General features: G+C 59.5%; 13 protein-coding genes. 3 read left to right on the top strand and 10 right to left on the bottom strand.

Annotated elements, in window-relative coordinates; all coding sequences use genetic code 11:
• The first annotated feature begins 297 nt into the window (after nt 1-297).
• Entirely contained in the window at nt 298-513 is a 216-nt protein-coding gene (locus JKG68_RS28410; RefSeq protein WP_202065372.1) for a hypothetical protein, read from the top strand.
• Nucleotides 514-684: 171 nt separating this feature from the next.
• On the opposite strand, the gene JKG68_RS28405 is transcribed toward JKG68_RS28410, so the two are convergent.
• The 3 genes from JKG68_RS28405 to JKG68_RS28395 all read right to left on the bottom strand — a co-directional run bounded on the left by JKG68_RS28405 (nt 685) and on the right by JKG68_RS28395 (nt 4,337).
• Nucleotides 685-903 carry a hypothetical protein gene (locus tag JKG68_RS28405; RefSeq protein WP_202065371.1) on the bottom strand — a complete coding sequence of 73 codons (219 nt, stop codon included), beginning with the start codon at nt 901-903 and terminating at the stop codon, nt 685-687.
• Nucleotides 904-1,213: 310 nt separating this feature from the next.
• The gene (locus tag JKG68_RS33940) at nt 1,214-2,893 is read right to left on the bottom strand and encodes an adenylate/guanylate cyclase domain-containing protein (protein ID WP_377148336.1); all 1,680 of its coding nucleotides are present in this window, start codon (nt 2,891-2,893) and stop codon (nt 1,214-1,216) included.
• Nucleotides 2,894-3,251: 358 nt separating this feature from the next.
• Entirely contained in the window at nt 3,252-4,337 is a 1,086-nt protein-coding gene (locus JKG68_RS28395; RefSeq protein ID WP_202065369.1) for a PLP-dependent cysteine synthase family protein, read from the bottom strand.
• 148 nt (nt 4,338-4,485) lie between these two features.
• On the opposite strand from JKG68_RS28395, the gene JKG68_RS28390 reads away from it, so the two are divergent.
• The gene (locus tag JKG68_RS28390; protein ID WP_312891016.1) at nt 4,486-6,273 is read left to right on the top strand and encodes an adenylate/guanylate cyclase domain-containing protein; all 1,788 of its coding nucleotides are present in this window, start codon (nt 4,486-4,488) and stop codon (nt 6,271-6,273) included.
• 491 nt (nt 6,274-6,764) lie between these two features.
• The gene (locus JKG68_RS28385) at nt 6,765-7,601 is read left to right on the top strand and encodes a class I SAM-dependent methyltransferase (RefSeq protein WP_202065367.1); all 837 of its coding nucleotides are present in this window, start codon (nt 6,765-6,767) and stop codon (nt 7,599-7,601) included.
• Nucleotides 7,602-8,208: 607 nt separating this feature from the next.
• On the opposite strand, the gene JKG68_RS28380 is transcribed toward JKG68_RS28385, so the two are convergent.
• The 7 genes from JKG68_RS28380 to JKG68_RS28350 form a co-directional block, all read right to left on the bottom strand.
• Nucleotides 8,209-8,478: a GlsB/YeaQ/YmgE family stress response membrane protein gene (locus tag JKG68_RS28380; protein WP_202065227.1), complete on the bottom strand. Its 270-nt coding sequence runs from the start codon at nt 8,476-8,478 to the stop codon at nt 8,209-8,211.
• A 254-nt stretch (nt 8,479-8,732) separates the two neighbouring features.
• The gene (locus JKG68_RS28375; protein ID WP_202065365.1) at nt 8,733-8,957 is read right to left on the bottom strand and encodes a hypothetical protein; all 225 of its coding nucleotides are present in this window, start codon (nt 8,955-8,957) and stop codon (nt 8,733-8,735) included.
• Nucleotides 8,957-9,388: a hypothetical protein gene (locus JKG68_RS28370; RefSeq protein WP_202065363.1), complete on the bottom strand. Its 432-nt coding sequence runs from the start codon at nt 9,386-9,388 to the stop codon at nt 8,957-8,959. The genes JKG68_RS28375 and JKG68_RS28370 overlap by 1 nt, the downstream gene beginning before the upstream one ends.
• A gap of 33 nt (nt 9,389-9,421) precedes the next feature.
• Entirely contained in the window at nt 9,422-9,643 is a 222-nt protein-coding gene (locus tag JKG68_RS28365; RefSeq protein ID WP_202065361.1) for a hypothetical protein, read from the bottom strand.
• Nucleotides 9,644-9,699: 56 nt separating this feature from the next.
• Nucleotides 9,700-9,921, bottom strand: a complete 222-nt coding sequence (locus JKG68_RS28360; protein WP_202065360.1) for a hypothetical protein — start codon at nt 9,919-9,921, stop codon at nt 9,700-9,702.
• Between the two features lie 151 nt (nt 9,922-10,072).
• Nucleotides 10,073-10,327, bottom strand: a complete 255-nt coding sequence (locus tag JKG68_RS28355; RefSeq protein WP_202065358.1) for a hypothetical protein — start codon at nt 10,325-10,327, stop codon at nt 10,073-10,075.
• Nucleotides 10,328-10,336: 9 nt separating this feature from the next.
• On the bottom strand, nt 10,337-10,681 hold the full coding sequence (locus JKG68_RS28350; RefSeq protein WP_202065357.1) for a hypothetical protein: 345 nt from the start codon (nt 10,679-10,681) through the stop codon (nt 10,337-10,339).
• Between the last annotated feature and the right edge of the window lie 287 nt (nt 10,682-10,968).

Here is a 10,968-nt window from a genome sequence, read left to right as displayed (position 1 = left end):
CTCAAGGGCTACGATGAACCAGAGACTCTCCCTTCTTCAACTCGCTCGGTCTGTCTCATGAGTGCTGACGGCGGACAGATCGGATACGACCTGTGACCTGCTAGCTCAGCTTGCCAGAGGAGCGCAAGGCAAGAGTAACAAGCACGCTCCAGATCCTGCAACTGACGTGTCCACCCTGGCAGGGCAGCATGCTAGGGTGCACAGGAACCTGCCTGGTTAGGCAGCGTTCACTGATGAGGCCAGCTTAGCAATAGCTCCGGCTGGCTGTGCTGGGCCTCCTCAACCGGAGACGCAATCATGAGCAAGCTCCCAGTACTGACGGGCTTTACCTTTCTGGCTGTTTCGTCTGCATGGGCCCAGACCCCGCCTGCTACGCCCAGCTCGCCCCCTGCCGGGGATGCCGCCGCTGCTGGTGGCGGAGTTGCGGATTACTGGTGGATCATCCTGCTGGTCATCGTCATCGCCGCAGCCATCTGGTACTTCTCGCGCGGCCGCAACCGCAATCAGCTGTAGGAAGCCGATCCCCAAGCGTGACAACTCAGGAACGGCTGCATGGGCGTGAGCGTTGGTGAGCAGACGTGTTGTTGCTCATGACCGTCCCTGAGACGGGAACCCAGCCTTGTGCCGGGTTCTTTTTACGTCAGTTCCGGCTCAGGGCCTTAAGCTTCATCGGGCTCCACTGGCTCAATGGCTGGTTTCGGTCAGATGATCCGTGATGTTCCGCTCAAGCTCAGCCATGCTATTGGTCATGGTAGCCCAGTCCCCGATCATCAGCACTGTGGCCGACACATTCACAAGGGCCAAGATCGCGATCAGCACCACCACAAAGCGCGGGGTATCCTGTGGCAGTTGGCTATCATCCGTTACCCAATGAGCCCGCACGCTTAGCTTAGGTGCAATCATCGGAACATTCCTCAGAGAGATCCTGAAGATGATGCCTATGATGAGCTTGAAGCCGCACCGGTGAGGTGTGCCAGGGCACCTGTAGGCATCATGTGGGTTGGCCGCGCAGCGACGAGCGCCCCGGAGAGTTAGCATGCAGCGGTTCTCGCCCGCATCTGGAGCACGTAGTCTTGGCAACCGGCTGGGAGAACCAACGACTCCAGAGGTGTCCAACGCCAAAGTTGACCGTGAGCTGGGATGAGAACGGACCTCTGCTGCAGACGGCGGAGGTCGAGAACCCTATGTTGGATCGGCGGCAACTGTTGCCCAACTACTCAGGAAGGCCAGCTCCTCGAAGTTCGTCACAGAAATGTTCAAGCACGGGCCACCGTTTGAGGATCCGGTATCCTGGGTAGATGTTCATATACTCATGAGCCATCGCCTGTGCCTCAGTTGCCCTGTCAAGGCGCATGAGGCTGGCGATTGCAATCAGGAACGAGGGCGTGTGGTTTGGATAGATCTGGAGCCCTTTCCGAGCACTGCTCAGAGCTTCGTTGTATTGCCCCTGCATCAAGAAGGCTCCTGCCTTGGCTGCAAACGCCATGACGCTAAGCGGATCGAACGGCGATAGTCTCAGTGCCCTATCTGCAAGCGCATGGGCTCTGTCATACCTACCAGCCCAAGTGCTGATCACCGCTCCATGATCATGTGCATGGACAGAGTTAGGACTGAGTGCGAGTGCTCTGTCGATCAGTTCAAGGGCAGCTTCGAGATCTCGCGTTGCAAGTGCCAGCGCGATCGCAGCATGCGCCAAAGTAGTAGCATCCTCGCTCTGGAGCGCCTGTACGGCACGCGCGTGCAGAAGCGCACTCTCGCGGTGATCGCTGGATAGTCCACCTTCCCAGAGCGTCTTCGCAAGATAGCACCAGGCTGCGACACCGTGCGCTTCAGCGTAGTTAGGGTCGATCGCCAATGCCCGTTCAACAAACGCGAGCGCTGCTTCTCGGCCCTGTGGTGTCGTCTCGTACATGTGAGCCACAGCCCGCAGGTAAAGATCGTAGGCATCAAGATCGTCAGGGCGCTTTCTCTTGGCGCGTGCAATCTCCGCTTTGCGCAGCGTCGGTTCAAGCGCGAACACCACTCCCTCAGTAATCTGGTCCTGTAACTCGAACACGTCCGCGAGAGAGCCTTCGAAGCGGTTCGCCCAGAGGTGCCCGCCTGTCTCGGCCTCAACCAATTGGCTGCTGATCCGAAGCCGATCTCCTGCTCTCCGGATACTGCCCTCCAGCACGTAGCGTACCCCTAGCTCTCGTGCGATCTGGCGAATGTCCGAGGTTCGGCCTTTGAAGGCGAAGCTGGAGTTTCGTGCAATCACCGTCAGCCAGTGAATGTGAGCAAGGCCGGTGATAATTTCATCGACCATGCCGTCCGCAAAATACTCTTGCCCTTGATCACCTCCAAGATTTGCGAAGGGTAGGACCGCAATCGTGGGCCTCGCGCGTGAGGCTGGAAGACTTGATCCTTGAAGAGCGGATGGTTGCTCGGGTGAATCAGCCGGCAGAAGCATTGCCACGAATGCTCTGACAGGCTCATCAATGTTCTTTACCTGCTGCTCTCCTAAGTCTTTGAACGTGGGAGAGGTGACCTTTCTAACGTGCCGGTGAACCTCGTGCGACACGCATCCGCCGCCAGGGTCCGCCAATGCCTGAAGACGAACTGCGATGTTCACCCCGTCACCCAGGAGGTCGCTACCCTGGACCATCACGTCACCAACATGGATCCCTATGCGAAAGTGGAGCGGGAGCTTGTTGTCCGCACCCTCGTTCAGGTCGCCCAAGGTCTTCTGAACCTCCCCAGCGCACATGACAGCGTCAACAGCGCTGGGGAACTCAGCTAGAACACTGTCACCTGCCGTGTTTGCAATGCGACCACCATGGTCCTCGATAAGCCGATCCATGACCTCACGGTGGGCTGTGAGAGCTCGCATGGTGCCCACCTCGTCCTGACCCATAAGGCGGGAGTATCCTGCGACATCGGCCGCAAAGATCGCCGCCAGCCGTCTCTCCACCCGCTTCGACCTGGTCTCCATGGGTTCAAACGCCTCCTCTGGACGATGGTGTGCATGGGTGCCAGACGACAAGGGTACTCCAAAGCAATGACGTAGCACAGCGCCTGGGTTGAAGCTTTGTATCGTTATGGAAGCTGGAGCTAGGCAGGGGCGAGGAATGCCGCTTACATGTGGCGATGTCAGCTCATGGCACGCGGTCAAACTTAGCCAGAGTTCCAAACTAAAGCCGTTAGCAATCCTCCATACGGTCACGCTTGAAGGTTGTGTTGACTTGACTCTACCATCGCCGGTGCCGAAGCGCTTAGCCCATCTGGAATCCTAGCGTTGACCGCGATAATGCGATCTCCTCCTCGGTCATCTCCTCGGCAATTCCTTCGAAGAGCAGCGTCGAGAGGTAGCGCTCGCCGGTGTCGGGCAGCATGGCCAGGATCACCGATCCCTCGGACGCCCTCTCGGCCACTTGCATGGCGACCGCGAATGTGGAGCCCCCTGAGACGCCGGTGAAAATGCCCTCCTTCTGGGCCAGCATCCTGGCCCACTTGGTGCCCTCGGCGCCGGTGATTGGGATCAACTCGTCAAAGAACTGGCGGTCGATCGCCTCCTGGAGCACGAGTGGAATGAAGTCGGGGGTCCAGCCCTGGATCGGGTGCGGCTCGAAAGCGGGGTGGCTCTCGGCCGGAGCGCCTTTCTCATTGCGGCCCTGCGCGCGACCACTACCGATGAGTTGCGCGTTCGCTGGCTCGCTCAGGATGATCTTAGTCTCGGGCCGCTCGCGGCGCAGCACCCGCCCGACCCCGGTGACGGTTCCACCCGTTCCGTACCCGGTCACAAAGTAATCAAGCCTCTGGCCCCTGAAGTCGCCAAGGATCTCGCGGGCCGTCGTTGCCTCATGGATGTCAGCGTTTGCCTCTGTCTCGAACTGCCGGGCGAGGAACCAACCGTTCGCCTCCGCAAGCTCCACGGCCTTCTGATACATCCCGAAACCCTTGGCGGCGCGGGGCGTTAGCACGACCCTGGCGCCGAGCATTCGCATCAGCTTCCGCCGCTCGACCGAGAAGCTGTCGGCCATTGTCACGACCAGCGGATATCCTTTCTGGGCACAGACCATTGCCAGCCCGATCCCCGTATTGCCACTGGTCGCCTCGACAACCGTTTGGCCGGGCTTCAGCGCACCCGAGCGCTCGGCCGCCTCGATGATGCCAATGGCGAGCCGGTCCTTGACCGAGGCCGCAGGGTTGAAAGCTTCGGCCTTGACGTAGATCGTGGCATGCTTGGGTGCGAGATTGTTGACCTGGATGCAGGGGGTATCGCCAATCGTGTCGACGATGCTGTCGAAGAGCCTGCCGCGGCCCTCTGTGGTTCGGGTCGGAGGCTTCGGGTTGTCCATGGCTGGCCCTCCTCGTGGCTCTCTTAAGCGTAGAGAATCGGGCGGAAACCGTCCAGAGGGTTCGGAGCGCCGCATCCTATAGCGATTGTCAGTGCCGCATCGGCGAACTACTCTGGCGTCTTGAGGTGAGGCGAGCGAGGCGGGCAAGGTGTCACACGCGGCTACACCGGGAGGTGGTAGGGTACAGAGGCGCCTCGCAGCGGTGCTGGCTGCCGATGTTGTGGGCTTCTCGCGCCTGATGGGCATCAACGAGACCCGGACACTCCGCGACCTGATTGAGGTTAGGCGAACCATCTTTTCGCCCATCGTCGCCGACAATCGGGGGCGAGTCGTTAAGCTGATGGGCGACGGAGCGCTCGTCGAGTTCTCAAGTGTCGTTGATGCTGTAAATGCTGCCGTCGAAATCCAGAAGGCACTGACAGCCCGGAACGGGGGATTGCCGTTGGAGCGCCGGATTGAACTCAGGGTTGGCGTGAACCTGGGCGACGTCATCATCGAAGGCAGTGACATCTATGGCGACGGCGTCAACCTCGCCGCCCGCCTGCAAGAGGTGGCCGGCCCGGGAGAGGTCGTCCTCACCGCAACAGCCCATGAGCATGCCGCCACCCGTGTGGACGTTCAGTTCATTGACGCTGGTGAGCAGAGCCTCAAGAACATTGCTGCTGCGGTGCGGGTTTTCCGCTGGTCGGCTGCAGGAGGTGGGCCTCGGACGGGTGCAACCGGGGAGCAGGCACGTGAGGTGCCGGAGCGGCCCTCGATTGCGGTGCTGCCTTTCGACAACATGTCTGGCAACCCCGAGCAGGAGTATCTTGCAGATGGCGTCGTCGAGTCGATCACGGCGGCGCTTTCCCGTATTCGCAGCTTTTTTGTCATCGCTCGCAACTCGGCGTTCACTTACAAGGACATGCACAAGAACGTGCGCGAAATCGGGCGTGAGCTGGGCGTCGGCTATATCCTTGAGGGATCGGTGCAACGGGCCGGCGGTCGCGTGCGCATCACGGTCCAGCTGATCGAGACGGTGGGCGGTGCGCACATCTGGGCCGAGAAATACGATGGCGCCCTCGACGACATCTTCGAACTGCAGGATCGTATCACCGAGCAGGTTGCCGGTGCGCTGCAGCCATCGATTCGGCTGGCCGAAGTGGAGCGGGTCCGGCGCAAGCGGCCGCAGGATCTGGGCGCCTACGGCTACACCATGCAGGCGATGCCGCGTGTCTGGGCCTTGGAAAAGCAGGAAGCGGAGAGGGCGCTCGCGCTGCTGGACAAGGCTCTGGAGATCGATCCTGACTACCCACTGGCGCTTGCCCTGGCCGCTTGGTGCTGGGCACAGCGCTCGGTCTATTCCTGGGTCACGAATGTGAGCGACGCCAAGGCGCGGGCGCTGTCGCTCGGTGAGCGCGCCGCGACACTGTCAAATGACGAGCCGTTGATCCTGGCGGTTCTCGGTGCCGTCCACACATTCGCGCGCAACTTTGGCACCGCACGCGTGCTGCTGGAGCGCGCCATCGCACTGGACCCGAACGCGGCCTGGGCCTTGAGCCGTCTCGGCTGGCTGGAGGTATATTCCGGCCGGCCGGAGGCAGCGCACGCTTATTTCGAGCGTGCCCTGCGTTTGAGCCCGCTTGATCCGATGAACTTCAACAACCATGTCGGCATTGCGTCTGCCTTCCAAGTCGCGGGACAGCCCGCGAGAGCGGCCGATGAGTTCCTGCGCGCGCTCCACGAGCGGCCGAACGCGCTTTGGATCCACCGCAATCTCGCCCCCGCGTTGCTGGCTGCCGGGCGGGAGGAGGAGGCGAAGGCATCGCGCGATGCACTGGCGGCAGCCTACCCCGAATTCACGATTGCCCGTTTCAAAGAAGCGATGGTTTTCGACCCGGGCACGCTAGAGCGGATTGCTGACGACCTGCGCAAGCTGGGTGTGCCAGAGGCCTGAGCCGGCAAAACCATGTGACTGGGTCTCCGCAATCGCCAGCAAAGCGCTGAATGACCGGAGTTGGCAGGATCCGGAAGTACGTCGAACTCCCGCAAAGGCGTGACAAGCGGACCTCCATTCAGCTCGCCGAAGGTTAAACTTTGACCCAAGAAGCGGCCTTGCACTGTTCCGGCTAGAGTTCCCTCAACCCGCAGCCAAGACGGACATCTTTATTAGAGCGTAGCAGGCTCATCTCCGCAGTTCCTGAGGTAGTTCTGGCACCTTTCGGACGAGACCTATCGAGCAGTGCTCCGATGGTGCTCCAGAGCGCCTTGTGCTTGGCCAGGAGTTCCACATTCGGGCTGAGACCCGGGCTGTATGACGGCAGATCCATCAGGCTCGCACTGACTAGGCTACCAGTTAAGCTTCAAAAGCAGCCAGAAAGATGCCATTCTGCAAGCCAATGGGACCGATCTGTCATCTTGTCTCAGGACCACTGAAGGAGACGAGCCATGCGTGACGTTGAAAGTGGCGTTTCAAAGCATTATGCGTCCTACGATGTCCTTTCTCGTATCCGCACCGCGCTTGCGGAGATGGGGCACGACCCTGACAGAGTTTCACCCGAAGTCCTGAAACCTGTCGATGAATTCCACATCGGCGGCGCAGAGGCGACATCTGCGCTTCTGGAGAAGCTCTCCATCCGGCCTGATATGCAGGTGCTCGATATTGGCTCAGGCATTGGCGGTCCCGCCCGGATGATCGCGGCGCGCTACGGTTGCCATGTGACTGGTGTAGACCTGACGCCGCATTTTGTCGAAACGGCCCGCGCGCTCTCCACCATGTGCGGGATGGCGGATTGCGTGCACTTTGAGGTTGGGAGCGCGGTCGCGCTGCCACTGGGCGACGCGAGCTTCGACCTTGCGCTCCTCCTGCACGTCGGCATGAATGTACCCGACAAGGTGGCGCTTTTTCGCGAAGCACGCCGTGTGCTACGCGATGGGGGAACTTTCGCGATCTACGAGGTGATGCGAACGGGCGACGGCGAACTCAGCTTCCCGGTGCCTTGGGCGGAAACGCCGGACCTCTCGGCGCTCGAAACACCGGAGACTTATCACGATGCAGCCAAAGCGGCAGGTTTCGCCCTTCAAGCGGAGGAGAACCGGCGGGAAGTCGCGCTCGACTTCTTCGCCCGCCTCCAAGCGCAGGCTGCAAGCGGGGCGCCACCGCCACTGGGACTGCACAATCTGATGGGGCCCACCGTCAAGGAGAAGGTAGCCAACATGATCGCCGCGGTTCGGGCTGGTACAATCGCGCCCATTCAAATGATCTTTTCAGCCGCGCACCACTGACGTGGTAGGGTCGTGGCCCAAGCGGCCCGCTCCAGGATTCGGGCAATTGAGCAGGCTGCTATGCTCTACTGCGTGGCGTTTGGACCTTACGAGCGTTCAGGGCATCGTCAATCCTCAGGCTCTTTGGTTCAGGTTGGGTGTCTCTTGCCTTTCCCGATCCTTAGCTGGTTCACTACAGGCGTGCTGCTGATCCAAGCCGCGCTGCACCTGCAAGACCAGCTAAGACGATCTGATGCAGCATGGTCCTCAGCCTGACCGTGAGACCGACCGATGCAGGAGTAGCGAAAGTCCGTGTTCTGGCACATCTGCAAAGTAGGTCGAGTGTCCGCTTGAGCAGGAAGTAGCAGGCATTCCCAAGGCACCTGCAATTCCCTCAGATGACCCAGCCTGTGTAAAAACGCGATCAGGTCCGGTCTCGACGAACTATCTGTACAATTTCAGCTCCATATACCGAGGAATCGCCGGTCAATTCCGACTTGCAAGACATAAAATTGCTCGACCGGGCGACGCGTCGGCGTTTTTACACAACCAAGACCATTTCCAGACGTAGCCCAAGAGGAGCGTTTCTTGATTTTGACCAAGGGTAGCGCCGTTGATTTGATGAGTATCAAATGGAGGAGGTTGGGCGTCGGCTTCTGAAGAGGAAACCCCAGATCAGCAGCAGGGCAACCGCTCCGAAGACGGCTGCTACCAATCCAGTACTGTCCTCCGCCTGATACCACCCTGCCTCTTGTCCCAGATACGAGGCCGCAAAGGCGCCGATGATACCAAGGACACCGGTCAGTATGAACCCGAAGGGTCCCTTTCTGCCGGGCGTAACAAGCCTAGCAATCACACCAACGACCGAGCCCAGTACCACAATCCACATGATGCTCATGAAAGCTCCTGCCGAGGGAAATGATCTAGGGAGGCAACCCCAGTGTCCCGCACGGGTTGCAGCCCAGCAAGGGGTTTTGACGGGATAGACGCTTCCCTCAAGTCGTGCTCAGGGTGGCGTAGCATTCCTAGAAAACATCACCGGCTTTGCAGGCTCATCCACCTTCGTGCTCGACGATCGTGTAATGAACATAGGCCATAACTGTCGTCCAGGGAGCCTCAATGCTGGCGAACAACCAGGTAGGAGAGGCAGTTTCAGATTGAGGCGCTTGGGCGCTCTGGACTCCAGACAAACACCTCATCGCCATTGTGATCCATGATCCGCAGGGCATCCGGCTTTTGCGGCATCTCCAAGGTCTCGAAGAGGGACAGGGCTCTCACTTTCGCGTCGTCCAGATCCGTTGCGTCATGTTCAACCCGATCCAGGATCGCATGAGCCTCGTCTGTTCCACGCACGCGAAAGAACTCAATAATAAACATTAGTGAGGCTCCGTCTCGCACAGAACCGCAACATCAGCATCGTTTCGCGCGAGAAGGGCCTGCAAGACTGCGAGTGTGGCTTCATCGGCTGCTGCGGCCGCAAGCTCAAAGATCGCAAGGGCGTACTCCTCCGCATCATCGGCGCGGGCCTCCAGCAGATGAGTCTTATGGCGCACTGTCCAGCGGTCCTCGCCTGCGACAGAGCCTGCCTTTTTCTCTGCGAGCCACGTCTTAACCCTGACATTGGCTGCTTCAACGGTCACGCGGTTGTCGTAGATACGCTGCTCGACCCAGTCGAGTTGGCTTTCAAGGACCTCCTGAGACTGGTCAAAGGTGGCCATGCCATTCGATTTGAGCACTTCGAGGCGACGGTCCATGCCGTGAAGCTTGATCCGCAGCTCGTCACAAAGGCGACCGATCCGCTCACTCATTCGCGTCTCCTGTAAGATCCCATCGGGCGATGATCATAGCGGGAGTGAGTTGACGCCGTCCTTCGACGGCCACTCGGCGCTGAACTGACTGACAATCCCCGTGCTGAAGACCTTGGCTCCTGGTCCGGCAGACTCGGCCTCCGTCATGGCGGCATTGATGGCCGAAACACGGGAGTTATACTCCCCACGGTGTTTGCCATTCACCCGGATGCGCCAGGCGCCATGATGTCGGACGACGTAAAATTCGGTGGTCATTGACTGATCTCCACGGGCCAAAAGCCTCGCCAATCGATTCAAATCGACCAACGAGGTTAGAACTGCTTGCCCGACATCCAGCTTTGAACGTCGGCTCTGGCCTTGTCATAGGTCAAGCTACAGCGGACCTTTACCACTTCAACCAACTGCTCTTCGTTTCTGATCTCTGACAGATCCGCGGTAGTGAGGCCTCTCCACTGCCGCTTTGCATCGATGCGGTAACATGTCTTGCGGGTGACGGTCTCATCGCTTTCGCCGCCTCTAAAGCCAAACATCATAGCCTCCATTGTTGGGACTGGTCCCGTCGCGCAGTGACCGGCTCAAGTCATGTGCATCAGCACCAACCAGTGGATGTGTTGGTGCTGATGGCCCTCCTTGAGAGAGTTCAGCTGACAATGCGGTTCTCCGCACGAGCGGTTGATCGGGGCCTCAGGCGGACGGCCTCCCCTGGTGAGCTGCCGCCAGTTCCAGGGGATCGACCCTGACCGCCTGCACCGATCCGTGACTGCCTTGATGAAGTGGCAGGTAGATGGTGGTCGCTACGCGCCGGTAGGCGAGAAACGACAGCCCCTCAATCAGTTCCTCGTCAACGTCGACCGCGTACGTGCCGGCTGGTTGTATCTTGTCCACGGCCGTCAGTGAAAACGGGTGGTCGAAGGTCAGGGTTTCTCGGGTCGTGCGCATGAGGTGCTCCTAAGTGGCGATCTTGTCGGCGCAATCTTTGGCAACCTGGCTGTTGCCTTCCGCGCTGCCCGGCATGGTCGCCCATCCATTCTTCAGGACGAGGTCGCCCCTGTTCCAGGACGAGGCTGTCTTGAGGGCAGCAGCACGCTCGGCAAGCTGCGGATCGCGCTTAGATTGATCGACGCAGATCAGGGATAAAGCCGTGACCACCTCGGCTTTCGATTGATCAGCGGCCATTGTGCGAGCTGTGCCGCCGGTGACCCAGCCGCCCCAGGAAAACCCGATAATGGCAAGCGCGACAGCGCCACAAGCGGCGCCGTAAAGGCCAGGCTTCAGCCATTCTGGGGTTTGCATAATGATTTCCTATGGATGACGAAGGAAACGCCGTGTTTCCTCAAAGTTAACCATAAGACAGTCTAAGATTTTAACTCTATTTAATATTTGATTCGTGGTCTATTTATTTAGGTTGCGCATACCCACATCTTTCATCAAGTCGATGCAAGCTTCCGGCCTGCGGGATCAGGTCATTGTTGACCAGGCGACACGACTTGGGTTGCCCAGAGCCTAAGAGTCGGTCCGAGCGATTCATGAGCTTTGACAAAGCCTTGCGATCCTGCGGGTCATGAGCCGGATCATGGCGA

The sequence above is a fragment of the Microvirga aerilata genome (assembly GCF_016743775.1).
In the GTDB taxonomy this organism is placed as follows: domain Bacteria; phylum Pseudomonadota; class Alphaproteobacteria; order Rhizobiales; family Beijerinckiaceae; genus Microvirga; species Microvirga aerilata.
This window is presented reverse-complemented; position numbering and strand designations above follow the sequence as displayed.

What these genes read in the sequence shown, in the direction of transcription:
- JKG68_RS28380 (WP_202065227.1), bottom strand. Translation starts at nt 8,478, where the DNA reads ATGAGCATCATGTGGATTGTGGTACTGGGCTCGGTCGTTGGTGTGATT.
- JKG68_RS28375 (WP_202065365.1), bottom strand. Translation starts at nt 8,957, where the DNA reads ATGTTTATTATTGAGTTCTTTCGCGTGCGTGGAACAGACGAGGCTCAT.
- JKG68_RS28385 (WP_202065367.1), top strand. Translation starts at nt 6,765, where the DNA reads ATGCGTGACGTTGAAAGTGGCGTTTCAAAGCATTATGCGTCCTACGAT.
- JKG68_RS28360 (WP_202065360.1), bottom strand. Translation starts at nt 9,921, where the DNA reads ATGATGTTTGGCTTTAGAGGCGGCGAAAGCGATGAGACCGTCACCCGC.
- JKG68_RS28410 (WP_202065372.1), top strand. Translation starts at nt 298, where the DNA reads ATGAGCAAGCTCCCAGTACTGACGGGCTTTACCTTTCTGGCTGTTTCG.
- JKG68_RS33940 (WP_377148336.1), bottom strand. Translation starts at nt 2,893, where the DNA reads ATGGGTCAGGACGAGGTGGGCACCATGCGAGCTCTCACAGCCCACCGT.
- JKG68_RS28370 (WP_202065363.1), bottom strand. Translation starts at nt 9,388, where the DNA reads ATGAGTGAGCGGATCGGTCGCCTTTGTGACGAGCTGCGGATCAAGCTT.
- JKG68_RS28350 (WP_202065357.1), bottom strand. Translation starts at nt 10,681, where the DNA reads ATGCAAACCCCAGAATGGCTGAAGCCTGGCCTTTACGGCGCCGCTTGT.
- JKG68_RS28395 (WP_202065369.1), bottom strand. Translation starts at nt 4,337, where the DNA reads ATGGACAACCCGAAGCCTCCGACCCGAACCACAGAGGGCCGCGGCAGG.
- JKG68_RS28355 (WP_202065358.1), bottom strand. Translation starts at nt 10,327, where the DNA reads ATGCGCACGACCCGAGAAACCCTGACCTTCGACCACCCGTTTTCACTG.
- JKG68_RS28365 (WP_202065361.1), bottom strand. Translation starts at nt 9,643, where the DNA reads ATGACCACCGAATTTTACGTCGTCCGACATCATGGCGCCTGGCGCATC.
- JKG68_RS28405 (WP_202065371.1), bottom strand. Translation starts at nt 903, where the DNA reads ATGATTGCACCTAAGCTAAGCGTGCGGGCTCATTGGGTAACGGATGAT.